Source organism: Haloarcula sp. CBA1127 (genome assembly GCF_001485575.1).
Taxonomy (GTDB): Archaea; Halobacteriota; Halobacteria; order Halobacteriales; family Haloarculaceae; genus Haloarcula.
This window is the reverse complement of the sequence record NZ_BCNB01000006.1, coordinates 1,182,299-1,206,613: the sequence shown is the minus strand read 5'-3', so window position 1 is coordinate 1,206,613 and position 24,315 is coordinate 1,182,299. Positions and strand designations below refer to the sequence as shown.

General features: G+C 62.0%; 27 protein-coding genes and 1 tRNA gene. 16 read left to right on the top strand and 12 right to left on the bottom strand.

Translation table 11 applies throughout. The features are described 5' to 3' along the window. Positions 1-153: 153 nt before the first annotated feature. Positions 154-849 carry an HAD family hydrolase gene (locus AV059_RS10785; RefSeq protein WP_058994411.1) on the top strand — a complete coding sequence of 232 codons (696 nt, stop codon included), beginning with the start codon at positions 154-156 and terminating at the stop codon, positions 847-849. 39 nt (positions 850-888) lie between these two features. On the opposite strand, the gene AV059_RS10780 is transcribed toward AV059_RS10785, so the two are convergent. Then, positions 889-1,698 carry an SDR family NAD(P)-dependent oxidoreductase gene (locus tag AV059_RS10780; protein WP_058994410.1) on the bottom strand — a complete coding sequence of 270 codons (810 nt, stop codon included), beginning with the start codon at positions 1,696-1,698 and terminating at the stop codon, positions 889-891. A gap of 277 nt (positions 1,699-1,975) precedes the next feature. Here AV059_RS10780 and AV059_RS10775 point away from each other — a divergent pair, with 277 nt between their 5' ends. Next, positions 1,976-2,419 (top strand): MaoC/PaaZ C-terminal domain-containing protein, encoded by a 444-nt coding sequence (locus AV059_RS10775; protein ID WP_058994409.1) that lies wholly within the window; start codon positions 1,976-1,978, stop codon positions 2,417-2,419. Between the two features lie 30 nt (positions 2,420-2,449). Here AV059_RS10775 and AV059_RS10770 read toward each other — a convergent pair whose 3' ends face one another. Further along, positions 2,450-3,589, bottom strand: coding sequence for an acyl-CoA dehydrogenase family protein (locus AV059_RS10770; protein ID WP_058994408.1), 1,140 nt, complete (start codon positions 3,587-3,589; stop codon positions 2,450-2,452). Positions 3,590-3,811: 222 nt separating this feature from the next. Here AV059_RS10770 and AV059_RS10765 point away from each other — a divergent pair, with 222 nt between their 5' ends. The 7 genes from AV059_RS10765 to AV059_RS21605 all read left to right on the top strand — a co-directional run bounded on the left by AV059_RS10765 (position 3,812) and on the right by AV059_RS21605 (position 10,740). After that, a complete protein-coding gene (locus AV059_RS10765) occupies positions 3,812-5,182 on the top strand; it encodes an ABC transporter substrate-binding protein (protein WP_058994407.1) in 1,371 nt (456 codons plus the stop codon). A gap of 3 nt (positions 5,183-5,185) precedes the next feature. Beyond that, entirely contained in the window at positions 5,186-6,073 is an 888-nt protein-coding gene (locus AV059_RS10760) for a branched-chain amino acid ABC transporter permease (protein ID WP_058994406.1), read from the top strand. Then, on the top strand, positions 6,066-7,187 hold the full coding sequence (locus AV059_RS10755; RefSeq protein WP_058994405.1) for a branched-chain amino acid ABC transporter permease: 1,122 nt from the start codon (positions 6,066-6,068) through the stop codon (positions 7,185-7,187). The genes AV059_RS10760 and AV059_RS10755 overlap by 8 nt, the downstream gene beginning before the upstream one ends. Next, positions 7,184-7,921, top strand: coding sequence for an ABC transporter ATP-binding protein (locus AV059_RS10750; RefSeq protein ID WP_058994404.1), 738 nt, complete (start codon positions 7,184-7,186; stop codon positions 7,919-7,921). Before AV059_RS10755 ends, AV059_RS10750 begins: the two co-directional genes overlap by 4 nt. Next, entirely contained in the window at positions 7,918-8,634 is a 717-nt protein-coding gene (locus tag AV059_RS10745) for an ABC transporter ATP-binding protein (RefSeq protein ID WP_058994403.1), read from the top strand. Before AV059_RS10750 ends, AV059_RS10745 begins: the two co-directional genes overlap by 4 nt. 877 nt (positions 8,635-9,511) lie before the next feature. Then, positions 9,512-9,847: a hypothetical protein gene (locus AV059_RS10740; RefSeq protein ID WP_058994402.1), complete on the top strand. Its 336-nt coding sequence runs from the start codon at positions 9,512-9,514 to the stop codon at positions 9,845-9,847. A gap of 545 nt (positions 9,848-10,392) precedes the next feature. Continuing rightward, the gene (locus AV059_RS21605; RefSeq protein WP_079990755.1) at positions 10,393-10,740 is read left to right on the top strand and encodes a four-helix bundle copper-binding protein; all 348 of its coding nucleotides are present in this window, start codon (positions 10,393-10,395) and stop codon (positions 10,738-10,740) included. Positions 10,741-10,849: 109 nt separating this feature from the next. On the opposite strand, the gene AV059_RS10735 is transcribed toward AV059_RS21605, so the two are convergent. Then, positions 10,850-11,098, bottom strand: a complete 249-nt coding sequence (locus AV059_RS10735; protein ID WP_369815292.1) for a PRC-barrel domain containing protein — start codon at positions 11,096-11,098, stop codon at positions 10,850-10,852. A 146-nt stretch (positions 11,099-11,244) separates the two neighbouring features. Here AV059_RS10735 and AV059_RS10730 point away from each other — a divergent pair, with 146 nt between their 5' ends. Then, complete coding sequence (locus AV059_RS10730) at positions 11,245-11,895, top strand: helix-turn-helix domain-containing protein (protein ID WP_058994400.1); 651 nt, start codon at positions 11,245-11,247, stop codon at positions 11,893-11,895. Between the two features lie 27 nt (positions 11,896-11,922). Here the strand turns inward: AV059_RS10730 and AV059_RS10725 are convergent, their stop codons facing one another. The 4 genes from AV059_RS10725 to AV059_RS22395 all read right to left on the bottom strand — a co-directional run bounded on the left by AV059_RS10725 (position 11,923) and on the right by AV059_RS22395 (position 14,777). Further along, the gene (locus AV059_RS10725; protein WP_058994399.1) at positions 11,923-12,288 is read right to left on the bottom strand and encodes a hypothetical protein; all 366 of its coding nucleotides are present in this window, start codon (positions 12,286-12,288) and stop codon (positions 11,923-11,925) included. An 80-nt stretch (positions 12,289-12,368) separates the two neighbouring features. Then, positions 12,369-13,127 carry a YihY/virulence factor BrkB family protein gene (locus AV059_RS10720; protein ID WP_058994398.1) on the bottom strand — a complete coding sequence of 253 codons (759 nt, stop codon included), beginning with the start codon at positions 13,125-13,127 and terminating at the stop codon, positions 12,369-12,371. A 388-nt stretch (positions 13,128-13,515) separates the two neighbouring features. Further along, on the bottom strand, positions 13,516-14,505 hold the full coding sequence (locus AV059_RS10715) for an aldo/keto reductase (protein ID WP_058994397.1): 990 nt from the start codon (positions 14,503-14,505) through the stop codon (positions 13,516-13,518). 122 nt (positions 14,506-14,627) lie between these two features. Continuing rightward, positions 14,628-14,777, bottom strand: a complete 150-nt coding sequence (locus tag AV059_RS22395) for a hypothetical protein (RefSeq protein ID WP_195156651.1) — start codon at positions 14,775-14,777, stop codon at positions 14,628-14,630. 253 nt (positions 14,778-15,030) lie between these two features. Between AV059_RS22395 and AV059_RS10710 the strand changes: the two genes are divergently transcribed. The 3 genes from AV059_RS10710 (at position 15,031) to AV059_RS10700 (ending at position 17,877) form a co-directional block, all read left to right on the top strand. Continuing rightward, the gene (locus AV059_RS10710) at positions 15,031-16,212 is read left to right on the top strand and encodes an alanine--glyoxylate aminotransferase family protein (RefSeq protein ID WP_058994396.1); all 1,182 of its coding nucleotides are present in this window, start codon (positions 15,031-15,033) and stop codon (positions 16,210-16,212) included. Between the two features lie 232 nt (positions 16,213-16,444). Continuing rightward, positions 16,445-17,263 (top strand): universal stress protein, encoded by an 819-nt coding sequence (locus tag AV059_RS10705; protein WP_058994395.1) that lies wholly within the window; start codon positions 16,445-16,447, stop codon positions 17,261-17,263. A 152-nt stretch (positions 17,264-17,415) separates the two neighbouring features. Beyond that, positions 17,416-17,877 (top strand): hypothetical protein, encoded by a 462-nt coding sequence (locus AV059_RS10700; RefSeq protein ID WP_058994394.1) that lies wholly within the window; start codon positions 17,416-17,418, stop codon positions 17,875-17,877. A gap of 126 nt (positions 17,878-18,003) precedes the next feature. Here AV059_RS10700 and AV059_RS10695 read toward each other — a convergent pair whose 3' ends face one another. Together AV059_RS10695 and AV059_RS10690 are read right to left on the bottom strand one after the other, a co-directional pair. Then, on the bottom strand, positions 18,004-18,204 hold the full coding sequence (locus AV059_RS10695) for a hypothetical protein (protein WP_058994393.1): 201 nt from the start codon (positions 18,202-18,204) through the stop codon (positions 18,004-18,006). A 412-nt stretch (positions 18,205-18,616) separates the two neighbouring features. Next, a tRNA-Tyr gene (locus AV059_RS10690) sits at positions 18,617-18,690 on the bottom strand. A 266-nt stretch (positions 18,691-18,956) separates the two neighbouring features. Here AV059_RS10690 and AV059_RS10685 point away from each other — a divergent pair. The 3 genes from AV059_RS10685 (at position 18,957) to ftsZ (ending at position 21,235) form a co-directional block, all read left to right on the top strand. Then, positions 18,957-19,580 (top strand): zinc ribbon domain-containing protein, encoded by a 624-nt coding sequence (locus AV059_RS10685; RefSeq protein WP_058994392.1) that lies wholly within the window; start codon positions 18,957-18,959, stop codon positions 19,578-19,580. Positions 19,581-19,817: 237 nt separating this feature from the next. Then, positions 19,818-19,994, top strand: coding sequence for a ribbon-helix-helix domain-containing protein (locus AV059_RS10680; RefSeq protein WP_004515010.1), 177 nt, complete (start codon positions 19,818-19,820; stop codon positions 19,992-19,994). A gap of 2 nt (positions 19,995-19,996) precedes the next feature. Then, entirely contained in the window at positions 19,997-21,235 is a 1,239-nt protein-coding gene (gene ftsZ, locus AV059_RS10675) for a cell division protein FtsZ (RefSeq protein ID WP_058994391.1), read from the top strand. An 80-nt stretch (positions 21,236-21,315) separates the two neighbouring features. Here the strand turns inward: ftsZ and AV059_RS10670 are convergent, their stop codons facing one another. The 3 genes from AV059_RS10670 to AV059_RS10660 all read right to left on the bottom strand — a co-directional run bounded on the left by AV059_RS10670 (position 21,316) and on the right by AV059_RS10660 (position 24,209). Continuing rightward, positions 21,316-22,311, bottom strand: a complete 996-nt coding sequence (locus AV059_RS10670) for a TIGR00269 family protein (protein ID WP_058994390.1) — start codon at positions 22,309-22,311, stop codon at positions 21,316-21,318. A gap of 88 nt (positions 22,312-22,399) precedes the next feature. Further along, positions 22,400-23,098, bottom strand: a complete 699-nt coding sequence (locus AV059_RS10665) for an alpha/beta hydrolase (protein ID WP_058994389.1) — start codon at positions 23,096-23,098, stop codon at positions 22,400-22,402. Between the two features lie 88 nt (positions 23,099-23,186). Continuing rightward, positions 23,187-24,209: a DUF2332 domain-containing protein gene (locus tag AV059_RS10660; protein ID WP_058997563.1), complete on the bottom strand. Its 1,023-nt coding sequence runs from the start codon at positions 24,207-24,209 to the stop codon at positions 23,187-23,189. Positions 24,210-24,315 lie beyond the last annotated feature (106 nt).

The following is a 24,315-nucleotide window of genomic DNA, read 5'->3' as shown; positions in this document are numbered from 1 at the left end:
TCGCACGTCGACATCATAAGTGTTGGAGCACAGCGAACGCGTGGTCGGTTGTTTATTTCCCGGCGCTGTGCTCCGACACGCCCACCCCGGCGCATCCGGGAGACGCCGGGCGTCGGCGGCAGTTTCATACCCGGGCCAGTCCAAGCCGCTGCCGTGAGTGAGAGTCCAGACGTTGAGGCCGTCTTCTGGGACATCGGGGGCGTCATCCTTCGGATGGCGTCCGTCCGGGCGGCCCACCGCGAGTTTGTCGAACGGCTGTGTGCCGAGTACCCGGCCACTGCGGCTTCCGACGCGGCCCTCGAACGATGGCGGAACGTCCTCGGAACGTACTTCGGCGAGCGCGAGGGGACAACGTTCCGGCCCGCCCGCGAGGGCTACCGGCGGGCAGTCGACGAGATTCTGACAGTCAGTCCCAAGGAAACCGAGTGGGAATCACTGTTCCAAGAAATCCGTAACGAGCAGGTCAGGCCCAACCCCGACGCCATCGCGGCCATTGAGGAACTGGCAGACGCGCCGCTCCATCAGGGCGTCATCAGCGATGTGGACGCCGACGAGGGCGAGCAACTGTTGCGGACCTTCGGCGTCTGGGACGCGATGGATTCGTACACCGCCTCGGAGTCCGTCGGTCGAACCAAGCCCGACCCGGCGATGTTCGAAACGGCGCTCGGGAAGGCTGGGGTCGCACCGACACAGGCCGTGATGGTCGGTGACCGCTACGAGCACGATATGGACGGCGGAACGCGGGCCGGGCTGTGGACGGTTGCCTACGGGGCCGAGGACGGACCCGCCGTGGATGTGGCTCTTGACGATCTCCGAGAGTTACCGGACTGGCTCGGCGTTTCGAAGTGAGACCGCGGCACCGACCGTCGTTACTGGAACTCCCGGCGCTCAGATGTCAGGCGTCTCTTCGAGCCGTGGGACGCCGGCGGCGGTGATGGTCTGACCGACGATGTACGACGAGGCCGGACTGGCGAGGAACAGCGCGATGTCGGCGATCTCCTCCGAGAGACCGATGCGGCGCTCGACGGCCTCGCGGTCGATGTTGTCGGCGCTGACGCCCATCTGTGACTCGACGCCCGGCGTGGCGACGAAGCCAGGCGCGATGCAGTTGATGCGGATGTCCCGGTCGGCCCACTCCGCCGACAGCGTCGACGTGAGATTGCTGACGCCGGCCTTTGCGGCCCCGTAGTGGCTCATGTACGGCGCGCCCTGTTCCCCGGCGACGCTGGAGAGGTTGATGACCGTCCCGCCGCCGTCCGCGGCCAGCGCGTCCCCGGCCGCCTGCGTGCAGTGGTAGGTCCCGTGGAGGTTGATGTCGACGATGGTTTTCCAGCCGTTCTCGCTGATGTCGTCGAACCCGGACATGAAGCTCGCGCCGGCGTTGTTCACGAGCACGTCCAGCCCGCCGAACTCGTCGACGGTCGCTTCCACTAGCGCCTCGACGGCCTCGCGGTCTGTCACGTCGCATTCGATAGCGACCGCCTCACCGGGCCGGTCGCTGTCGTTGATTTCGTCGGCCACCGGTCCGACGTTGTCCTGTTCGCGCGAGCAGACAACCACGTCGGCCCCGTCGGCCGCGAACTCCTCAGCGATTGCCCGGCCGATGCCGCTCGATGCACCCGTTATAATCGCCCGCTGTCCTTCCAGGCGAAACCGCTCCGTGTGTGACTTTGACATCGCATCGGACATCTCGGGCATCCGCAATAAAGCTACGTCCTGAGTGTTCTCTTCCGGATTCCGTTGAATATAGTTGAACAGCCAGAACAGCCTGTGGGCGCTGTGTCTCCCTGTGGTGGCGTCGCGAGTAACCGGCGATCCCCGGTAGCATTAACACCGGTGCGGGATACGGTTACAATGTGTATGTCTAGCAATAGTAGCGGCCCACAGTCCCGGGACCGGCGGGTGCGAACGCGGCAGTGCCGACTCGACCAGCAACCGAAGCGTCGTGCCACGGCCGCTTGTGAGGGCCGGTAAGATGGCCGGCGAGTTCGATGCAGTCGAAGTCGGCGACGGCTTCACCACGTCGGGGCGAACCATCACTGAGGCCGATGTGGTCAACTTCGCGGGTGTCAGCGGGGATTTCAATCACCTCCACACGAACGCCGAGCGGATGGCCGACTCGGGGTATGGCGAACGAATCGCCCACGGTGCGCTGGTGTTTTCAGTCGTCACTGGCCTCCTGTGGCAGGCCCGCGACGAGGCCGAAAAGCGCCACATGGTCGCGTTCTACGGCATCGACCGGCTTCGGTTCGTCAAGCCGGTGTTCCTGGGCGATACGATTCACGTCGAGGCCGAGATTGTCGATACCGAACGGCGGGACCATCCGGTTGCGACGGGCGTCGTCCGAACCGAAGTCACCGCGGTGAATCAGGCCGACGAAGCTGTCTTTTCGGCCGAGTTCCTGACGCTCCGGCGGTAGGTTGCGCGATCTCTCAGCTTTAGTGCAGTCTCACAGCACGCGGTCGGCGATGATGTTCTTCTGGATCTCGCTGGTCCCTTCGTAGATCTTGGTGATGCGGGCGTCGCGGTAGTACCGCTCGACGTTGTGGTCGGTGACGTAGCCCGCGCCGCCGTGGACCTGAATCGCCTCGTCGGCCACGTCGACGGCGTGCTCGCTGGCGAACAACTTCGCCATGCTGGCCAACTTCGTCGCCACATCGAGGTTGCCAGAATCGATCGCGCTGGCGGCGCGATACGTAAGCGACCGCGCGGCCTCGACGTTGGTGGCCATCTCCGCGACCTTGTGTTCGATGGCCTGGAACTCGCTGATCGGCTGGCCGAACTGCTCGCGCTCGTTCGCGTACTCGATAGAGTCGTCGATGGCGGCCTGTGCAGTGCCGACGGCCTGCGCGGCTACGTTTGCCCGCCCGCTCGCGAAGAAGTCCATCAGCTGGTAGAAGCCAGCGCCCGCTTCTCCGACGAGGTTCTCCTCGGGCACGCGAACGTCGTCGATGATGATTTCGGCCAGGTCCGACGCGCGGATGCCGAGCTTGTTGTCGATTTTCTCGGCCTGCAGGCCGTCGGTGTCTGTCGGCACGAGGAACGCGCTGATGCCCTCGTGGCCGGCGTCGGGGTCGGTTTTTGCCATCACGACCATCACATCGGCGACGGTGCCGTTCGTGATCCACATCTTGTTGCCATTGAGTACCCAGCCGTCGCTGTCGCGTTCGGCGTAGGTCTCGATACCGGCCACGTTCGAGCCGTGGGCGGGTTCGCTGATGGCGCTGGCACACGCCGACTCGCCGCTGGTGATCTTCGGCAGCCACTTTTCTTTCATCCACTCGTCGCCGTACTTCTGAATCATGCTCGACCCGAAGCCACGGGAGCCGATGGCGCTCCCGATGCCCGGGTCGGCACGCCACAGTTCTTCGGTGACGACGACACCGGTGAGGCTGTCCATCCCCGCGCCGCCGTACTTCTCGGGGACTTCCGGCGCGATGAGGTCGTACTGTGCCGCCTGCTCCATCAGTTCCGCTGGGTAGCGTTTCTCCCTGTCACATTCCGTTCCGAGCGGCTCGATCTCGTTCTCGCCGAATTCACGCACTGCTTCTCGGACTGCCGTCTGCTCGGCCGTCAAGCTAAACGCCATATTCGATGTGTGATGGCCACCCAAATATAGATTTGGTCGACTGTGGCTTCTGCGTGCCGGGGCATACGGCCACGGAGCGCCCACTGTCGACATGGGCTCTGATGGCCAGCCCATCGTGACCGTCCCGCTGTACCTGTGAGGGAGCTTGGAACAGACTGCGGACTCTCCCGCATCTTTAATGTGAATGGTTTGGAACGTGGTACCACCCACCGAGGGTAGACCATGGCAGACCCAACGAGCACACCCAGCGACAGGAGCACAGCATATACCAACGGTATCGGTCGGCGGTCATTCATCAGAGCGGCCGGGGCGAGCGCAGCGCTCGGACTGTTCGCCGGCTGCAGCGGTGACGGCGGCGGTGGTGGGGAGAACCCTGATGGAGGTGGTGGCATCTCCGAGACGGTCACCATCGGCCACCTCGCACCGCTGAGCAACCCACTCGGCATCGGCTCGAAGCGGTCGGCGGAGATGGCGGTCGCGGAAATCAACGACGACGGTGGTATCGCCGACCAGACCGTCGAACTCGTTACGAAGGACACGCGGGCGTCGCCGTCCGAGGCGCGCACCGTCGCAGGCGAGTTGGTCCGACAGGAGGAAGTCGACGCCATCGTCGGCACGTTCTCCAGTGAGGTGACCCAGTCCATCATGGACCTGGTGTCGGAGTTCAACACGCCGTTTCTGGTCACCGGCTCCGCCGCGCCGAGCACCGTCACGGAGTTCGTCGCGTCCGACTACGAGCGCTACAAGAACACGTTCCGGGTCGGGCCGGTGAACTCCCACTTCCAGGCGGAGGTCATCAGCCAGTACGCCAGCCACCTCTCGGACCGCCACGGGTGGAACACGTTCGCCGTCGTCGCCGACGACGCCGAGTGGACGACGGTGTTCCGGAACCGGCTGGTCGACCTGCTGAGGGAGGCGGACTTGGACGTACCGATGGTGAACGGGCTGGCAACTGATACCACCTCATTCGGGTCGGTACTAGACGACGTGGACGAGGTGGGCGCGGACGCGATGTTCCGCTTCTTCGCGCACATCAACGGCGGGCCGATGGCGGCCCGCTGGGCGGAGGGCGAGTACGAATTTGGCATCGAAGGAGTCCACGTCGCGTCGATGCTGCCGGCTTACTACCAGCTCACCGAAGGCGCGGCGGCCTACGAGACGACAACCCAGTCCGGCGCGGCGGGTGTCACCGACATCACGTCGAAGACGGTCCCGTTCACGGAGTCGTACATGGAGGAGTACGGGGACGCCGATGACCCGCCGAGCAAGCCGATGTACATGGGCTTTGTGACCTACGACGCGATACACGTCTTCAAGAACGCCGCCGAGCGCGCCGGTACCGTCGACCAGGAGAACAACCTCGATGCAATTGTCGACGCGCTGCTCCAGACCGACTTCACTGGAACGGCCGGGCAGGTCCAGTTCTACGGGGCCGACGAGACGTACGCCCACGACCTCCGAGAGAAGCGGGATAGTGACGGCATCATCACGAACTACCCGCTTACCCAATGGCGCGAGGGCGGGTCTCTGGAGTGCGTCTACCCGGAAGACTTGCGGACCGCCGAACACGCCGCGCCACCGTGGATGGGGTGAACGATGCTGGGAGACATTGCCAGCGTCATCGTCGACGGCGCGCTCATCAGCGCCGTCTACGCCCTGATCGCTATCGGCTTCACCATGGTGTTTGGCGTCGGCGGCGTGTTGAACCTCGCCCACGGAGCGCTGATAATGGCCGGCGCGTACACCTACCTGAGTCTCGTCTCGGACAGTATCCTCGCGAGCGTGACGCTGCATCCGATAGTCGCGTTCCCGCTCACAATCGTCATCGTCGGGCTCATTTCCTACGGTCTCTACGTCGTGCTGGTCCGGACCATCGAGGAGAACGTCGTCATCACGTTCCTCGCGACCATCGTGGTCGCCATCGCCTTCACCGAACTCGTCACGCTCGTGTTTCACGCCCAGCCCTACCAGTACAGCGTGGTACCGGGCGTGCTGCAGGTCCAGGCGCTCGGGACCCGCATCCTCTACGTGGAACTCGCGGCCTTCGTCGCCTCCTGGGTCGCGATGGGCCTGCTCTGGTACTACGTCACCAAGACCGACAGCGGCCGGTCGATACGCGCCACCTCGATGAGCGAGCGCGGGGCCATGCTCACCGGCGTCGACGTGTCTGGCGTGCGTGCCCGCACGTGGCTCGTCGCGGGCGGCCTGGCTGGCATCGCCGGCGTGTTTTTGGGCGGCATCGGCGCGGCCGAACCGACGATGTGGCTGGAACCGCTCGCGCTCGCCTTTATCATCGTCGTCGTGGGCGGCATCGGCTCCATCAAGGGGTCGGTCGCCGCCGCCTACATCGTCGGCTACCTGCAGACGGCAACCGGACAGTTCCTCGGACAGAGCGTTCGCGGCATCATGTCGCTGGTGGTCCTCGTGGTCGTCCTACTGGTGCTGCCACAGGGCCTGTACGGCACGGAGTTCGTCCATGAGTGACCGAGAACAGACCGGCCAGGGTGTCGGTCGACTCGTTGGCCGCGCCGAATCGGTGCTAAGAGACAACATCCTCGCGCAGGGAGCCGGCGTCATCGGAGCGGTCGGCCAGCCAGCGGAGCGGCTGCTCTGGCCGGTCGCCGAGCGGTACAACCGCAGGCTCGGCGAGCGCTTCGGCGAAGTCACCGGCCTGCAGTTGTTGTTGCTGGTGGTGGCCCTTGGCGGTCTCGTCACTGCGCCGCTGTGGGGGCCGGATTACCTCAGACCGCTCACGCTTGGCGCGGTCTGGGCTATCTTCGCAATGGGCTGGGACATCCAGAGCGGCTACACCGGCTACATCAGTTTCGGCCATTCAGCGCTGTCGGGAGCGGCCGGCTACACCACCGGCCTGTTGACACTGCATCTCAGCCCCGAGCTACCGCTGTTTGTCACAGTGCCGCTGTCGATACTCGCGACGACGGCGCTAGGGCTGGCGATTGCCGTCCCGTCCCTCCGACTACGGGGCCCGTATTTCTCGCTTGTCACCTTCGTCACCGTCTTGCTGTTCTACCGGCTGACGAAGGCGTTGAGCCACTGGACGAACGGCCTGCGTGGCATTCGCGTCGACGTGTTCACCTACGACCTGACGCTGCAGTACTACATGGTTGTGGTGCCGATGCTCGCCGTTGCGGCCACGCTGACCTACGTCGGACGTTCCGATGTTGGCACAGTACTGATCGCCATCCGAGAGAACGAGGACGCCGTCTCGGCGGCCGGGCTGGACCCGACGAAATTCAAGCTCTGGTCGTTCGTGCTGAGCGCGGTTCCGATGGGCATCGGCGGCGTCCTGCTTGCCCACGTCAACGCGGGCGTCGACCCCCAGACGTTCGTCATCGTGGACAACAGCATTCAGATGATCGCGATGGCGGTTATCGGCGGCATGAGCTCGATTCTGGGGCCACTGGGCGGCGCGTTCCTGTTCGTTGGACTCCGGGACGTGTTCCTCGTCGGTCTCGGCGAGGAACTGCGCTGGCTCGCCCTCTGGCTGCTCGTTCTCCTCGTGCTGGTGTTCGCCCGGGACGGACTGTTCCGTCTCCTCTGGCGTGCACTCGGCGCGCTGGGAGGTGACCGACGGTGACGCTGCTGTCGGTTGAGGACTTGACCAAGCAGTTCGGCGGCCTCGTCGCCGTCGACGACCTCTCCTTTGGCGTCGAGAGCGGCGAGATACTCGGCCTCATCGGCCCCAACGGCTCCGGCAAGACGACCGTGTTCAACTGCATCATGAGCATCTACGCGGTGACTAGCGGAACAGTGCGTTTCGATGGCGCGGACATCACGGACAAGAAGACGCACCAGATTGTCAACCGTGGATTGTCGCGTGTCTCTCAGGAGTCCAATCCGATCGGGTCGATGACCGTCCGAGAGAACATCGAACTGTTCACCTTCCCCAACAGTATCCGCTCGTTCGACGGGGGTGCAAACGACGATGCAATCGCCGGCTACGCCGCACAGGTCGACATCGAAGACGCACTTGATGACGACCCCGGCTCCCTGCCCCACGCTGACGTTCGCCGCCTCGAAATTGCGAAAGCGCTGGCGACAGAGCCGGACCTCCTCCTGCTGGACGAGCCCTTCGCCGGCCTAAACCAGACGGAGGTCCGGCAACTCTCCAAGCAGTTCGAATCGTTCCGCGAGCAGGGCATCACGATGGTCGTCGTCGACCACAACATGCGCGGCCTGATGGACCTCGTCGACCGAGTCGTGGTGTTGCACAACGGCCAGAAACTGGCGTCTGGTGACCCGGCCGACATCGTCGGTGACGAGCGGGTCCAAGACGCCTACCTCGCCGGGGAGGTGAGCGCGGTCCAATGAGCGACCCGCTGCTCGAAGTCGAAGACCTCGACGTGTACTACGGCAAGTCTCAGGCGCTGGACGGCGTTTCGCTGACCGTTGAGCGCGGGGAGATCGGCGGCATCGTCGGCCCCAACGGCGCGGGGAAGACGACGCTGTTGGACGCCGTTGCCGGCTTCCTCGACTACGGCGGGACGATTCGGTTCAACGGGCGAGACGTGGCCGACCTCAACCCCCAGCAGCTGGTCAACGACGGCCTCATCTACTGCACCGAGGACCGCGACCTGTTCCCGTTCTTCTCGGTGCACGAGAACCTGCTCATGGGCGCGCAGTTCCGCGAGGACCGCGACGCCGTCCGAGCTGACCTGACGATGGTGTACGACCTGTTCCCGCGGCTCGACGACCGCCGGGACCAAGAGGCCCAGACCATGAGCGGCGGCGAACAGCAGATGCTCGCCCTCGGACGGGCGCTGATGGGTGACCCAGAGTTACTCGTCCTCGACGAGCCGACGCTCGGGCTGGCTCCCGTCATCATCGACGACATCAGCGACGCCATCGAGACGCTGAACGACCAGGGCCAGACGCTCCTGCTCGTCGAGCAGAACGCCACGTTCGCGCTGCGCCACGCCCACCGGCTCTCACTGCTGGAATCCGGCCGGGTCGAGCTCAGTGGCTCCGCCGCGGAGTTCCAGAACAACGACTACATCACAGAGGCGTACGTCGGCATCCACTGAGCGAGCGTCGGCGAACCGAACTCTCGGACGTGTGCTAACACTACGTCCGTCGCCGGCTGGCACTCGCGCAGTCGCACTTCGCTGTCGATAGTTCGTATTCTCGAACAGATGCCGAATACAGTGAAAGCAACAGGTGGCCATCCATCGGACTACAGCGCCCCGCGAAATAGGCGCATATGTGGCTGTACGCGCTTGCCGCTGTCCCCTACCATGTCGGTCCATTGCCGGCAAACGTAGAGCGCACCGGGATCAAACAGAATCGATGTGTTGCTTGTTCCGTATGCTGAAACTGACAGTGTTCCACGGCACTGTGGCTCGCCGATAGCCCCGTCCAGCGGAAGAGACAGGAGACTGTTCAGTTCAGGGGAATAATAACCGTACTTTTGTTATCCGACGGGACAAGAGAGAGTAGACTGCCCGAGCGTGTGTCGCCCGTGGGAGCGGATACACCGGCCCAGCGGCAGGGTACCAGTTGACGTGGACTAGTTAGCTGCCACCGGGCCGGGCTTACGCTACGACGCAGGCACTTTTGATATCGTTCGACCTATCCGAACGATCACAACAGGGGCAGTGCGTCTTTGATGATGTGAGATTACCGAGACCACGGTAACAGGCCTGGTCAAGGAGAGATATCTAAACTTGCGAAATATAGCTAATTATTCCGACAAACTGAGATTAGATTGAGAGATTAACTACTAAATAGATGTGTCGACACTCAGAGTGGGCCAAGTATTTTCCTATCACGTAGTTATATCCACACGTATTGGACAGGTAACAACAAGACTGCAACTCACTTTTGCAGTGAAACAGCCGGTAGATGCGTCTGTTGTAACAAATATGGAAACGTATTTCTACAAGTGCGCATATATTTGCCCCTATGGGAGACGAAGAAGACATCGAAGGCGAGGCCGTGTCCGTATCGATGGAGATATCTGGGAATTACGACGAAGTCATGTCGAAACTGGCGACAGAAGACGAGGGGTCGACGTCGCTCGTCTCGCTACTCGACGACCTCGAACAGTTGCTTGACACGGTGGTCCGGATGGACGGTGGGACACGCAGTGCAATCGCCCAGCAACTGCCCGAGGATATGACCGTCTCCTTCGACGCCCAGGCAGTCGTCGATACGCTTCAGGTGCTCGAACGCTACGACCTCGTTGTCCTCGAAGGCAACACTTGGAAGCCCGGTCCGAAACTCACCACCGAAGAATAACGACCACTTCGGCAGACCCGTGGTGGGCCGACTCGTTTCACACCAGACCGGCGTCGTGATGTCCCACGGCCCAGCCGGTAGCGGTTGGCTAGTCCGTCACAAACGGACAGTAACGGTCGAAGTCGACGACTGTAACACCCGCCGGAGGACCGATTGCGGTGGTCAACGACGACGGATGTCCGGTCGGTGTGGACAACGTTCAGTAGCGGCCTCCTGCTGCCCAGTTCACTGACGGTCAGCAGATAAAGAGCTGTATAACAAATATCGGATAGTGCGGACCACTGTCTGCGAGCACATTGGGTGCTCGTACTCTCCCGACGCCCACCGTCTCATGCTCCCCTGTACGGGACGGTTTCACGCCGGGTTTGCCCACCCGGCATTGGTCCTTGATACGTCCATTGCACAACTGCAAGTCCCGAGCTGGGGCCGCAAACCGTGTCGCCAGCCCGAAACGGGCTGTGACACCAGCTATCCTGTGGCTGACAGGCCAGCTTTCGCATGCAGGCCGCACTCTCGTAGACGAACAGGCAGTAGCAAAGACCGTAATGTCACAGCCCCTCACTGACGCAGCACATCTGAGCGAGCGGGAACGCGAGTGTCTGAAACTGTGTCGAGAAGCAGTCGACGTGTGCGAGTGGTGTGCCGACAAGTGTGCGGAACTTGACGGCATGACCGAGTGTATTCGCCACTGTCATGACGTGACGGACGTCGCAGCCCTCCACTGCAAGCTCCTCGCGCGAGGGTCATCACACCGAGAAGCGATGGCCGGACTCTGCGCGACAGTTTGTCGGGAGTGTGCCAAAGAGTGTCAGCAGCACGACCACGACCATTGCCGTGCCTGTGCGGAGGTCCTTTCAGAGTGTGCTGAGGCCTGTGAAGCGATGGTCAAATAACGGCGACCGACGGCACGAACGAGCAACACGGTTTGTCACCGCCTCCCCGTTCGGCCTCAAATGCAAAAACAGTCGCAGCACGATACCCCGGTTTCTGACCGTCTGTCTGTTACAGGTCCGTGCTGAGACGGATTTGGTCCTCGGTGATGGTGTCGACGGCATCAGTCTGCAGCGGGTAACCGTCATCGGCGTCGGTGTCTTCCCAGCCGAGTTTCGTCAGGAGTGTCGTTTTCAGCCCGGGGTCCGGGTCAACGTAGGCGGTGCCGTATCTGTACCCGCTGACGATGCCGATTTCGTCGCCGGTACTCGTGACAACTGTCTTGCCGACATCGTCGTCGGTCAACTGGATCGTAGACATTGCAGTCGTCGCTACCGGCGGGATGCCCATCACCGACGTGCTTGCACACGCAGCCGCTGGGCGAGCGATGAGACGGTCATGTGGCTACCGACCCGTAATAGTCAACGAAAAGACATACCAGCGTGCCACTCCCAGTTCAGGTATCTATGCCCACCATCGTCTCCGGGACGGTTCCGGCCAGCGACCTAGCGCTCAATCACTCGCTGGAACAGTTACCGGAGCTGCAGTTCGAAATCGAGCGGATCGTCACGAGCGGTGACGACGCACTCATGCCGATGCTGTGGGTCCGTGGGAGTCAGCGCGAGGACATCGAGCAGACACTCGAAGCGGACCCCTCCGTTGACAACGTCGAACTGCTGGGCGACTTTGAGGACGAGTGGCTGTTCAGGATGGAGTGGGTCGACCACGTCGACCTCATCGTCCAGATGCTCACTAACTCAGAGGCGACGATTCTCGATGCCGTGGGCCATGGGACCGCCTGGAAGCTGCGAGTGCTGTATCCGCGTCGGTCGCTGTTCTCCAAGACGCACGACTTCTGTGCGGAGCACAACCTCGCCTTCGAGGTCTCCTCGATCCGGGAACTCGACGAAGACCCGGCGGGCCGCTACGGACTTACGTCGGCCCAGTACGAGATCCTCGCCGAGGCGTCCGACCGCGGCTACTTCGAGGTGCCCCGCGAGGTGGATTTGTCAGAGCTCGCCGACGCGCTGGGTATAACACACCAGGCAGCCTCCGAGCGGCTCAGACGCGCGACCGACGCCCTTGTCGAGGACGTGCTGTTTGTCGACTTCGACTGACGCACGGACCGTGCGTCGTTGCCGGCGCTACGTTTCCTCGCTTGAAGACCGACGACGGCGGGAGAGGTAGGCACCGAGTGCAAAGAGCCCGAAGGCCAGTGTTCGGCGAGACCGAAGTCGACTGCCGGAGCCTGAACGCGAGCCGCCCTGTTCGTCGTCCCCGGCGGACGACGCCGACTGGTCAGCGTCTGTGCCGTCCGACGGGTCCACTTCGGTGCGTCTTGACGCAGGCGCGGACGCTTCTGGCTCGGATTCGGCGTTTCCGTCCCCGTTCTGGGCCGCGTCCGCGAGCACTTCCTGTACAGCCTCCTTGACCGGTCGTTTGATGGCTTGTTCCGCGCTGGACTGCAGACGCCCGGCGACCCGGGGCCGCAGTGACGATGATTCGCTCATGTGGCGACTGGATAGACCGGAGGAACCAGAAGGAAGCTACTGCCTGCCAATGCAAGACCCGACGCGGCCGCCCACAGGTGCTACCAGTCCAGTGTCGCGTTGACGACGACGCCGAGAAGCAACACGATGGCGGCCAGATACAGCGCCGTGACGAACAGGAGCAAGGCACCGAGATAGCCGTAGGCCGCGTACCGACCCGCGGTACCGGCGTAGTAGAAGAACCCGACCTGGATAGTGATCCAGCCCACCGCGGCTAACAGCGTGCCCGGCACGACGTGCGTGAGCGAGGTTTCGACGGGCGGCAAAACGTAGTATATCGGGACGAACGCGATAGCGAGGGCGGCAAACGCTGCGAGATTGCCGACCAGCGTCGGATACGGGATCTGAAATTGAACGTACGTGAGCGAGACGCTCGTGGCCGACAGCAGGACGACAGCACCGAATAGCACTCCCATCACGACTGCGCTACGGGCGAGCTGGACCGGCAGCGAGATATCAGTGACCTCGCCGTACACCTCGGTAAAGGCAATTGTGAGACCACGGAACACCTTGCTGCCGCTCCAGGCCACGAACACCAGACTCAGCGTTCCAGTCGCCCCGTGGCCGCGCGTGTTCTCAAGCAGTTCGGTCAGAATTACCTGGCCGTTCTCGGAGAGGACCGTCCGAAGCAGGTCCAGCAGCGTGGCGGTGCCCCCGAACGTAGAGAGCACAGCGAGCAAGAGCGCAAGCAGTGGAACGATCGATGCAATCGCATAGTAGGCGATGCTGGCCGCCATGAACGGGACGTTTTCCTCGCGAACCGCCCGGACGATCTCGCGCCCGGTCGCGATACCACTCATCGGTGCCTGGGGCGCGTTCCGGTGACGTGGATTCTACCCACTAGCTGAACTGGACTCACAGTACGCGGGTCGCGAGCCACGGGAATAGAACGTCCGCCTGCGATGGCAGGCATTGTGTGACTCGGTGTCCGCCGACGACTGATGGGCAGTTCGAGTGTGGACTACAGGGTCCGATAATTGTCTGACGCACTCTCAGATTCTGACACGACGATGGCCGTGAACTGTCTGTATTCATATGTTTTCTGTGGCCAGAATGGTCAGATTTGGTATATGATTTCGGGGACGCAAGCGTTGCTCCAGATAGAGGTCTGAGCCAGATTTCGTTGCGTCAGTCGTTGTTTACCGCTGTGAAAAGTGTCTGCAATCGTAAACGTTTGCGGAGCGGTGACTACCAGCGATGGTGGACGTCGTCGAAGACGTACTCCTCGTAGATGTCACGCACCGCGCCGTGGACCTGATTCGAGAGCGGGTCCATCTCGCTGACCGCTGCGTTTGCCCGGACGTGGTCCGGCGAAGTCGAGCCGGGGATGACAGTCGATACCGCGTCGTGGTCCAGAATCCAGCGTAGCGCCATCTGGGCCATCGTCATTCGCTCGGGGACGTGCTCGCGGAGTTCGTCGACGGCATCGAAGCCTTCGTCGACCGGGAGGCCGGCAAAGGTCTCACCGCGGTCGAACGCCTCGCCTTCGATGTTGAAGTTCCGGTGGTCGTTCTCGGGGAACTCCGTGTCCCGGGAGAGGTTGCCGGTCAGGAGTCCGGAGGCCAGCGGGACCCGGACAATGACGCCGATGTCGCGGCGCTTGGCTTCCTCGAAGAACCGCTCCGCAGGCCGCTGGCGGAACATATTGAAGATTATTTGGACCGTTTCGATTTCCGGGTACTCGATGGCCTTCAGCGCTTCCTCGACGCGTTCGACACTGACGCCGCAGTGGTCGACCTTCCCCTCGTCTTGCAGCCGCGAGAGGGCGTCGAACGTCTCGGGCTGGTAGTAGGCATCGGTCGGCTGGCAGTGCAGTTGCAGGAGTTCCAGCGAGTCGACCCCGAGGTACTCCCGCGAGCGGTCGACGTGTTCGGAGAGATTTTCGTGGTTGTAGCGCTCGGCCGTGTGGGGGTCGAGCCGGCGACCGGCCTTCGTCGCGACGGTCACCTCGTCGCGGACTTCGCGTTCGTCGAGCACGTCGGCGATGCGCTGTTCGCTGAAGCCGTCGCCGTACACGTCGGCGGTGTCGATGAAGTCGACGCCAGCGTCGAGCGCAGTCCGGATCGTTTCCCGACCCTCCTCCGCCGAGACGTCGCCCCAGTCACCACCGATGTTCCAGGTGCCAAGTCCGACATCCGTCACGTCGTACCCTGTCGTCCCTAACTGTCGTCGGTTCACGGACGACCGTACCGGCGGCGGTCACTTGGTGGCTGTGGTACACAGCAACACTCTGGACAAAAAAGGGCAGTGTAGCCCGATAGCAGGCAGTCCGGTGGACGTGCCAACGTGGACGCCGGGGGCTACGTGAGCCACTTCGTCCGGCGGATGTCGTACCCACCGCAGTCCGGACACGAGTGGTACTGAACGTCGAACGACGCCTGGCACACCAGACAGGTGTACCGGCGTCTCGGTTCCTCCCCAGGGGACGCAGCGTTATCGAACAATCCCATCGACGACCACACGCCACCTTAGCAGTACGAGAGTAAAAACAGGGTAGATTGTTCACACCTTTCACACCAGTGGCGTCTGGCGATTGTGATTATGGAGTAGGGTAGTGGCAGCCGATGACTGGCAGCATAGAAGTGATAGTTAGTCTATATTTTTCCGGGAGAGAGGGACACTCCCAGCAGAGATGTGAGGCCGCCCCTGACTCAGGGGTTGTGACCACTGATATTAATGCCCAGTCACCGGGTACCCCAGGGTATGGATGCGGCACCCGCTGTCGGTGAGTTGACACCGCCGGATCGAACGCTGATGGGCCCCGGCCCGAGCGACGTACACCCACGCGTACTCAAGGCGATGAGTACGCCGCTGGTCGGCCACCTCGATCCCTCGTTCATCGAAATCATGGATGAGGTCCAGGGCCTCCTCCGATACACGTTCCGGACGGAGAACAAGTGGACGATTCCGGTCTCCGGGACCGGGTCCGCGGCGATGGAGGCGGCCATCGGCAACGTCGTCGAACCGGGCGATACGATGCTCGTCCCGACGAACGGCTACTTCGGCGACCGGATGGCGAGCATGGCCGAACGCGCAGGCGGCGAGGTCGTCACCGTCGACGCCCCCTGGGGCCAGCCGCTCGACCCAGTGGCAGTCGACGCGGCATTCAACGAACACAGCCCGGACGTGTTCGGGTTCGTCCACGCCGAGACCAGCACTGGTGTGCTCCAGCCGTCGGTACCCGAACTCACTGACATCGCCCACGCAAACGACGCGCTGGTCATCGCTGACAGCGTGACCTCGCTGGGCGGCGTCGAACTCCGCGTCGACGAGTGGGGCATCGACGTGGCCTACTCCGGCCCGCAGAAGTGCCTCTCCTGTCCACCGGGCGCGAGCCCGCTCACGCTTAACGACGACGCGATGGACAAGGTCCTCTCCCGCGAGTCCGAGGCCCGCTCGTGGTATCTAGACATCTCGCTGCTGGAAGGGTACTGGGGCGACGAGCGCGCCTACCACCACACGGCCCCAATCACGAACGTCTACGCGCTCCGCGAGGCGCTCCGACTCGTCGCCGAGGAAGGCATCGAGGAACGCTGGGATCGCCACCTGCGCGTCGCTGGCGCGCTGAAAGCCGGCGTCGAGGGCATGGGGCTGGAGATGAACGCCCCGGACGACTTCTGGCTCCCGAGCCTGAACACTGTCCGTGTGCCCGACAGCGTTGACGACGGCGCGGTCATCCAGTACCTGCTGGACGAGTACGACCTCGAAATCGCCAGCGGACTGGGTGCACTGGAAGGCGACATCTGGCGTATCGGCTGCATGGGTCATTCGGCCCGACGGCAGAACGTCAGCTATCTGCTTGCAGCGTTGGGTAACGCGCTCGGTGAGCAGGGCGCGGCCGTAGACGTGGACGCGGGGCTAGCGGCGATGAGCGAGCGCTTCTAACGCCACGCCAAGCCGACACGCGCAGTTCGATTCGAGATTCTGCAGGTCTATATTCAGCACCTTGTGGCCCCTCGGTTTTCGCTTTGATGCGAGATCTACGTCTACTGCTTCGAGCGCATCACAACAGTACGGTTCATATCACCCGGTCGAGCTGGTCACGCAGACTGGCTTTCTTACCCTGCGGGAACATATGTCATGATTTAATTCAGTTGCACTAACACATCTATGTGTGATGTACAGTGTACTCATACCCGTCGACAGAGACGAAGCGCGCGCGTCGAATCAAGCGAGCTATGTTTCACAGCTCCCGGATGCCACTGAAACCGTCGAGGCGACAGTACTCTACGTGGTGCCCCCCGACGAATTCGCCGACGCTGCTGAGGTGGCGTTCGACGACATAGACGCTGCTGTCCAGGCGGCCGATCAACTGGAAGCAGCCGGCGTCTCAGTAACTCGAACCGTTGACGACGGCGGCGTTGCCCAACAGATCGTCCGTACTGCGACCGAACTGGACAGCGATGAGATCGTCGTCGGCGGACGCAAGCGATCGGGCGTCTCGAAAGTCTTGCTCGGTAGCACTGCCCAAGACGTCCTGCTCTCAGCTGAGCGGCCGGTCACAATCACAGGCGAGAGCGTTGTCCTCGGCGACGGGATACGGCGAGTCCTCGTCCCAGTCGATACGAGCGAAGAGCGAGCACGGAACCAGGCTAAATACCTTGCTTCCCTTCCCAACACTCCCGATTCAGTCGAAGCAACAGTCCTCTTCGTGTTCCCTCATCAGGATTACAAGGGCGCTCCATCCCACAACTTCGAGGAGGTCGACGCCGCTGTCACTGCTGCGGAGCATCTGGAAGCGGAGGGCATCTCCGTCGAACGGGTCGCCGTCGGCGGTGAAGTCGGACGGAAGATACTCGACGCCGCAACGGACCGCGATGCCGACAGCATCGTCATGGGCGGACGCAAACGGTCGGGGATCGCGAACGTCCTCCTCGGGAGCACCACGCAGGATATCATGCTCGCTGCCGAACGCCCGGTTACGCTCACCGGCTGACCGCCTCCAGTGGGCTGGATGGTGCAGGGCCGAAAACCAAGTCGTCTTCCCCGACGTGGGGTATTCTCCTGCCTGTACCTCTTGGCAGTGTTGAACTGGAAAGTAACACGCAAGTTAAAGTAGATACTGACGGACGTATTTAGTATTGTAATATGAATGCAGATGACTATGTGAAAAATAATGAGTCGCGTCTGGCATCCGCAGAGGTTGATCAGACAACGCCAACTCCCCCGTTAACAGGCACGGGCAAACTCGTTTGCACGGATTCTCGATTGGTCTTTGACACGGCCAAGTCAATCACAGATATCCGGGTGGACAGTATTTCTGAGATCGATTACTCCCCACCGTCATACCTCAATAGAGCGACGGTTGCTGGGCTATTGGGAATCGTTTTTTCAGGGATTCTCTGGCTTCTATTGTCAGTTATATTGCCAAGTGGGCAGGCTATCGCTCTTATTTTCTTCATGTTGGGGGCTATCTCGATATTTGCCGGACTCCTGATGGCGAAGGCGACACTCGTCATTAAAACCAATTCCTCAAAGTACCGCTTCCGTGGGAGTGAGACAGAACTCTCAAAGCTTCCTCACGCGATTAGAGGTGCAGACCGGACCTAAAGCCCCGACACAATATTTCGCCTGCGTTCGCTTTTAGGTACGTTCGGCTCTGTTGAACGTCACATCGAGTTATAAGTCATGATCCGGTCGTGATCAATACAGGCTACTCCACACCCCGTTGTCCTGTTATCCCATCTTCGTTACCGATGGAGAACCTGTCTCATCCTCTCGTAGTTCCTTACCAGCCTGATACAGTTCGTAGGTGAAAAACGCCATTCCGAGTATGCTAATCGGAGGTATCAGAAGTGCCACGCCCAGAATCTTTTTCCATCGAGGAATATACTCAAGTCGTGCCTCAACCTCCTCGATAAGGTTTCTTTGGTCCATGGGGACACTTGCTTTTGTCGAAGGAAGTATCTGCTGACGACCAATTTGGATGCTCTATCTAACAGCTGTTTCATTCGAAAGAGTATATAAAAATAACAGTCCACTAGAGCCCGCGGTAGATCGGTCGCGGAATCGCTCGCGACCGCTCTCGGCCGCTTTGCAGCGACGTGAACGCCGTAGGTGTTTGCCTCCACGCACTCAGTGTAGGCCGTCCGCATCGGGATGGGAACGGCTCACGCCGACCACCTCCTCTCAGCTATGAAATTCGCAAGAAGGCAGCGACCCCCAACTGGAATCAAGCTCCACTCCGGATTTTCCCGTCGCTCTCGGGAAAGTGAATCCAGTGATAGAGGGATTATACACCACGTAAACGTGGCGTACGCTATCAGCCATAGTTCGGCTGAAAACCAAGTCCGCCCTCCCCGATTTGAACGGGGGACAAGTCGATCTACAGTCGACTGCTCTACCAGTCTGAGCTAAGGGCGGTCGACACCCGAAAATACCCCGCCGTCTGGACTTAAGGGTTGTTATTCGCAGAGGGTTCGGCGAACGGTCACACGACGCGGGGTGACACACTGGACAGTGTCAGACACGTCTGACCTCGCTTCCCGATCTTCCGAGAGACAAGTCAAAGCGGTCTACGAGCGGAATCCACCGGGAGGAGATGTACCGCGTCATGCCGGTAGCTGACGGGCGTCAGACAGTGCGGGAAGATTAAAATACCATCATGCATAATACTCTCACCGAGTCCGATGAGTAAAATAACGTTCCGTGCTGACGATGACCTCATCGACCAACTCGAGGCGTTCGACGCCTCGAAGAGTGAGGTCATGCGCGAAGCGCTCCGGGAGTTCCTCGGAGACGCGTCACCGTCAGTGTCGGACCCATCGTCGTCGTCGGAGTCCGTAACCGACGCCGAGACAATCGACGAACTCATCGAAGAACGCGTCGACAGCATCATCGCCGACCGACTGCAGACGCGACGCCCACCTTCGCAGCCGCAGGATGTCAACGTAAACATCTCGTTAGACGGCGTAAGCGCAGGGGCAGCGAACGCCGAAACCGAACGACGGCGCACCGCTGACCGAGGAGCGAGCGCCGAGGGCGAGCGGTCCCACGACGAAGATCAAACGTCTGATACGAGCGGGCGTAAGACAGAGCCGGAAACACGGGACAGAACCGAGGCGGAAGAACGTAAGACGTGCGCACAATGTGGTGAAAACCTGGGATCTGACCACGTTTACTGTCCGAATTGCGGTGAGAAGGCATCCCGCCGGGTGTTCTGTGATTGCGGCGATGAGCTCCGATCGGACTGGGGATTCTGCCCGGGCTGTGGGAGACGAACACCTGCAGCAGATGTGCTCGATCAGGCCTAAGTTAGCGTTTGCACTGGATAGAAGCGCTTAGGCGGCGTAAACGGGAAAGTGTATGACACTGCCCGTAAGTTTTAATACATCAGGGTCAGTGGTTTATTCTGCGTAAGACGGTCGTCTTACACAGCGATGAACGCGGGGGGATGCCGCCCTCGTACTGCGGTTTCGCTGTGTAAACACTCGTGCGGGTCGTAAACAGATCCCGTCCGGGCCGTCTTACCCAAGGGGAAACTACCAAACATGGAGCGTGTGACACTACGGATTCCGAAGCAGCAGATTGAAGAGGTCGAACAGATGGTCGAGACGGGCGAGTACCCCAATCGGAGCGAAGCGATTCGCTCGGCGGTTCGGGAAATGCTCGCCGAGGAAGGCTCCGAACAGGCCTCCGAAAAGAAGCGGTCCTGGGCCAAGGTGTAACGATGCAGGATATCGTCAACGAGGCCCTCGAACGCGACGAGCAAGAAAAGAAGAAGATGTCCGACGAGGACGTCGACGGGTTCGGCGACCCGCGCATCGTCATCGTCGGCTGTGGTGGCGCCGGCAACAACACGGTCAACCGCCTGTACAACATCGGCGTCGAGGGCGCTGACACCGTGGCCATCAACACGGACAAACAGCACCTCAAGATGATCGAAGCCGACACGAAGATTCTGGTCGGCAAGTCCCTCACCAACGGCCTCGGTGCCGGTGGCGACCCATCGATGGGCGAGCGCGCCACGGAGATGGCACAGGGGACTATCAAGGAAGTGCTGGGCGACGCTGACCTCGTCTTCGTCACCGCCGGCATGGGTGGCGGAACCGGAACGGGTGCCGCCCCCGTCGTCTCGAAGATCGCCAAGGAACAGGGCGCAATCGTCGTCGGCATGGTGTCGACGCCGTTCAACGTCGAGCGGGCCCGCACGGTCAAGGCCGAGGAAGGCCTGGAGAAGCTCCGCAACGAAGCGGACTCCATCATCGTGCTGGACAACAACCGGCTGCTCGATTACGTCCCGAACCTGCCCATCGGCAAGGCGTTCTCCGTGATGGACCAGATCATCGCCGAGACTGTCAAGGGCATCTCGGAGACCATCACCCAGCCGAGCCTCATCAACCTCGACTACGCCGACATGACATCCATCATGAATCAGGGCGGCGTCGCGGTGATGCTGGTCGGCGAGACCCAGGACAAGAACAAGACCGAAGAGGTCGTCAAGGACGCGATGAACCACCCGCTGCTCGACGTGGACTACCGCGGCGCAAGCGGCGGTCTGGTCCACATCACCGGCGGCCCGGACCTCACGCTGAAGGAGGCCGAGGGCATCGCACAGAACATCACCGAGCGGCTCGAAGCCGACGCCAACGTCATCTGGGGCGCACGGATTCAGGAAGAGTACAAGGGCAAGGTGCGGGTCATGGCCATCATGACCGGCGTCCAGTCCGCTCAGGTGCTCGGTCCGACGACCCAGAAGCAGGCCAACAAGTCCCGCGAGGCGATTCAGGAAGTCGGTGACGACACGTCCTTCGACGCGTCCGACAACGTCGAAAGCTTCGACAGCCCCGCCCCGAACAGCGGGAGTCAGAGCAGTGGCGGTCGCACCACCGGCTACAGCGAGACTGACGGTGGACAGGACCAGCGCGAGAAGAACAACGGACTCGACGTCATCCGGACGAACAAGTAGCGACGTCCGCGATTCTTCTTTCGGTTTCTCGGTCGTGAGCGATGCTTTTACTCAGCGGTGTCTGACAAACGAGACTTCGGTCAGACCGCTTCCAGCGCGTCCAGCAAATTGCACTTCCGGCAGAGGTCCCGCGCCGTCGGTGCGCCGCAGTTGTCGCACTCGCCGTAGTCGGTGTCGCCGTTTTCGCCGCCGTAGGTGTCGGCGGCTAACGCGGCGAGTTTCTCGTAGCCGGCCATAATCGAGTGCCGAGTCCCGGGGTGGTTTTCTTCGAGGCCAAGCATGAGGTCCTGTATCTCGCCGCGGTAGGCCTCCTCGGCGTGGGGGCATTCAGTGATGTGTGCCGGGAGATCCTCGAATCGGGCGTACAGCGCGACTTCCTTCTCCGGGATGTCACGGAGCGGCTTGGCCCGTGGGATGTGATGGTCTTGCGCCTCGCGCGTCTGTTCCGTCGGCGCGTCGGCAGACGAGTCGAATGGCCCCAGCGACGCTTCGAAATGCTTGGCAATCTGTGAGATATCACCTTCGAGGAAGTTCATCAGCGCCGTCTCGGCCTCGTCGTCGAGGTTGTGGCCGGTCAGGAGTTTGTCCGCATCGAGTTCCTCGGCGTACTTCGAGAGGAGGTCGCGGCGGAACACGCCACAGTAGGCACAGGCGGCCATTCCCTCGGGGTCGTCCTCAACGACATCGTCCATCTGGACCCCGAACTCCTCGGCGTAGGAGACGGTGACGTGTTCGATGCCGAGGTCGTCGGTCAGTTCCTCGCAGGCCTCTAAGCTTGCGTCGCGATAGCCCTCAATGCCCTCGTGGATAGAAAGCGCAACCAGTTCGATGCGGGGGTCTTCGGCGAACGTGTCGTGCAGAATCTGCGTGAGAACGACGCTGTCTTTGCCGCCCGAGAGGCCGATGACCCACGTCTCGGGGTCCTCGACTGTGGCGTCGTCGGACACAAGGCCGTCCTCGCGGATGCGACGGCGAACCCGTTTCGTGACCGCTCGGCAGAGATGAGACTCACAGAGGTGAAGCCCGGAATAGGCCGCGTGTAACACCGCGTTCTCGCCGCATTTGTCGCACTCCATCGTGACGAGTAGTCGTGGCCGCAATGGTGAGAGGGTTTCGTCTCGGACCCGACGGGCTAGGTCGTACCGAATCGGTCACAGCTACCCCTCACAGCGCGTCGGGGCCGTGCTGTAACGTGTCGATGACTGTCTTTGCAGTGTGCTCGCGGCCGCTCGATGAGAACAGTTCGTGGCCGCCGTCGTACAGCCGGATGCGGTCGGCCGGCAGACGCTCCCCGACGGCACGCGGGTCGACAACTGTGTCCGTAAGTGAGCAAAACGCCACGGCGTCGTCCCGGGCCGGCGGCAGCGACCGCTGGGCCCGAAACACCGTCCGAAGGAAGGCGGGCGAAACCGACGACGGAGCCTCCGCGAGCTGCTGGGCCGTCGCCAGGTCGCCGATAGCATCGGCGTCCAAGGTGTCGATAGGGATGAACGGTTTCGTAATCGGGAGCGATGCGATAGCGTCGAGTACCGGCCCCGGAACCGGAAAGTCACTGTCCCACCAGGGGCTCAGATACACTCGATTCCCGATACCGTCGGCGTCGAGATGGGCCGCTGTCAGCCCGCCTGCGCTGTGTCCGAGCAGGTCGAACTCGCCGAGGTCGGCGGCGTACTCCTGGACCGGACCGACCCACTCCCGCCGATAGTCGGTGATGTGTGTCGGCAGTTCGACGGCATGGACGCGGTACGCCGTGGCAAGCTGGTCGATGAGCCACTGGACGTTCCGGTGTCGACACCGGTTCCCCCAGCCGAGGACGAACAGGCAGTCTTTGGCAGCCCCTTCGTCGTACACGCGAATCTGCATACCCGATGTTCCCGCGGCGAGGACATAAGCCCGGGTGAACGCCTGACAGCCGCCATTCGCGTTGTCAACGTGGATCGCCCGTGCGCGCTCACGGCCGCCACGACAGCCACGCCCCGTGTGGCTCGTAGTCGGCGAGGTGGGTCGTTTTGACGCCGTCACCACTCCAGCGCTTCCAGTCCAGCTCCACCGACTCACCGCCCGACAGGTCCCGCCGACCGGTGAGCCAGTGTAGCGGGCGCTCGGCCATTTGCTCTTCGAGCAAGGTCGTCAGCGTCTCGTTCAGTTCTGCTGAGACCTGATACAGCACGAGCGTGTTGACGACACAGACCGGGATGTCGGACGGAATCTCGTCGAGTACCGCCGGCAGGTCATCGAGCATATCGCCCTCAATGAGGTCAGGTGGGTCGTCCCGTGCAACCGTCAGCGCACCGTCTAAAACGGCGCGCCGCTCCTCGTGTTCGGGCCAGACGAGTGCGCGGAGCCAGTCCCTGTCGGCCTCGTCGGTTACGTCGAGCGGATTGCGGTCGAGACCGACCCGGGAGCGGATAGCGGGCGGCGTTTCCGGGAGCGGCGGGTCGCCACGTCGGACGCTGCTCCCGATGGTGATCGGTGAATCACTGTTACCCACTACGCGACCGTCGTAGTCGTAGCGGTAGCGGTCGAACAGTAGGTTCAGGCCGGCGCTCGGCCCGAGTTCCACCAGCGCGAGCGGCCCGGCGGCGCGGGCCACCTGTGCGATGGCCGGGTAGAGGACCGCGCTGCGTCGCACTGCGTTCGTCTGCGTGCGCCGGGTCCGCAGGAGCGGCCGGATGTCGTCGGCATGGTCGAGACAGAACGCGCGGAACGCCGGGAAACACTCCTCGTCGGGATCACGCGCCCCTTGGGTGATGCTCAAGTAGTACTCGGCCAGCCGATGGTTAGGATTTCGGGCAAGCAGATAGTGGACCGCGGCAAGCAGGAGGTGTGGAGCCTGGCGACCTTCGGGAACGGTCGCTGCGATGTCGAGGATGTCGCTGTCTTCAGCCGCCTCGCGGCAGAGATGGGCGTACAGCGGCGAGGAGTCGTCGGCCCATTCAGCCAGGTCCCGGAACTGCGTTCGGCGGTCAGACATATCAGCGGGGACACTGCACTGACAGATGAGTGTTTGGCTGGCGTAGGTACTATTTTCACCGGCACACATGTAGACGAAGTAATGAGTTTGTGTCAGAAAAACGACT

Coding starts and splice junctions, on each gene's coding strand:
- AV059_RS10775 (WP_058994409.1), top strand. CDS start 1,976: ATGGCCGGCGAGTTCGATGCAGTCGAAGTCGGCGACGGCTTCACCACG.
- AV059_RS10760 (WP_058994406.1), top strand. CDS start 5,186: ATGCTGGGAGACATTGCCAGCGTCATCGTCGACGGCGCGCTCATCAGC.
- AV059_RS10780 (WP_058994410.1), bottom strand. CDS start 1,698: ATGCCCGAGATGTCCGATGCGATGTCAAAGTCACACACGGAGCGGTTT.
- ftsZ (WP_058994391.1), top strand. CDS start 19,997: ATGCAGGATATCGTCAACGAGGCCCTCGAACGCGACGAGCAAGAAAAG.
- AV059_RS10770 (WP_058994408.1), bottom strand. CDS start 3,589: ATGGCGTTTAGCTTGACGGCCGAGCAGACGGCAGTCCGAGAAGCAGTG.
- AV059_RS10680 (WP_004515010.1), top strand. CDS start 19,818: ATGGAGCGTGTGACACTACGGATTCCGAAGCAGCAGATTGAAGAGGTC.
- AV059_RS22395 (WP_195156651.1), bottom strand. CDS start 14,777: ATGGGATTGTTCGATAACGCTGCGTCCCCTGGGGAGGAACCGAGACGC.
- AV059_RS10765 (WP_058994407.1), top strand. CDS start 3,812: ATGGCAGACCCAACGAGCACACCCAGCGACAGGAGCACAGCATATACC.
- AV059_RS10695 (WP_058994393.1), bottom strand. CDS start 18,204: ATGGACCAAAGAAACCTTATCGAGGAGGTTGAGGCACGACTTGAGTAT.
- AV059_RS21605 (WP_079990755.1), top strand. CDS start 10,393: ATGTCACAGCCCCTCACTGACGCAGCACATCTGAGCGAGCGGGAACGC.
- AV059_RS10705 (WP_058994395.1), top strand. CDS start 16,445: ATGTACAGTGTACTCATACCCGTCGACAGAGACGAAGCGCGCGCGTCG.
- AV059_RS10670 (WP_058994390.1), bottom strand. CDS start 22,311: ATGGAGTGCGACAAATGCGGCGAGAACGCGGTGTTACACGCGGCCTAT.
- AV059_RS10755 (WP_058994405.1), top strand. CDS start 6,066: ATGAGTGACCGAGAACAGACCGGCCAGGGTGTCGGTCGACTCGTTGGC.
- AV059_RS10735 (WP_369815292.1), bottom strand. CDS start 11,098: ATGTCTACGATCCAGTTGACCGACGACGATGTCGGCAAGACAGTTGTC.
- AV059_RS10685 (WP_058994392.1), top strand. CDS start 18,957: ATGAGTAAAATAACGTTCCGTGCTGACGATGACCTCATCGACCAACTC.
- AV059_RS10710 (WP_058994396.1), top strand. CDS start 15,031: ATGGATGCGGCACCCGCTGTCGGTGAGTTGACACCGCCGGATCGAACG.
- AV059_RS10665 (WP_058994389.1), bottom strand. CDS start 23,098: ATGCAGATTCGCGTGTACGACGAAGGGGCTGCCAAAGACTGCCTGTTC.
- AV059_RS10700 (WP_058994394.1), top strand. CDS start 17,416: ATGAATGCAGATGACTATGTGAAAAATAATGAGTCGCGTCTGGCATCC.
- AV059_RS10660 (WP_058997563.1), bottom strand. CDS start 24,209: ATGTCTGACCGCCGAACGCAGTTCCGGGACCTGGCTGAATGGGCCGAC.
- AV059_RS10730 (WP_058994400.1), top strand. CDS start 11,245: ATGCCCACCATCGTCTCCGGGACGGTTCCGGCCAGCGACCTAGCGCTC.
- AV059_RS10740 (WP_058994402.1), top strand. CDS start 9,512: ATGGGAGACGAAGAAGACATCGAAGGCGAGGCCGTGTCCGTATCGATG.
- AV059_RS10725 (WP_058994399.1), bottom strand. CDS start 12,288: ATGAGCGAATCATCGTCACTGCGGCCCCGGGTCGCCGGGCGTCTGCAG.
- AV059_RS10720 (WP_058994398.1), bottom strand. CDS start 13,127: ATGAGTGGTATCGCGACCGGGCGCGAGATCGTCCGGGCGGTTCGCGAG.
- AV059_RS10745 (WP_058994403.1), top strand. CDS start 7,918: ATGAGCGACCCGCTGCTCGAAGTCGAAGACCTCGACGTGTACTACGGC.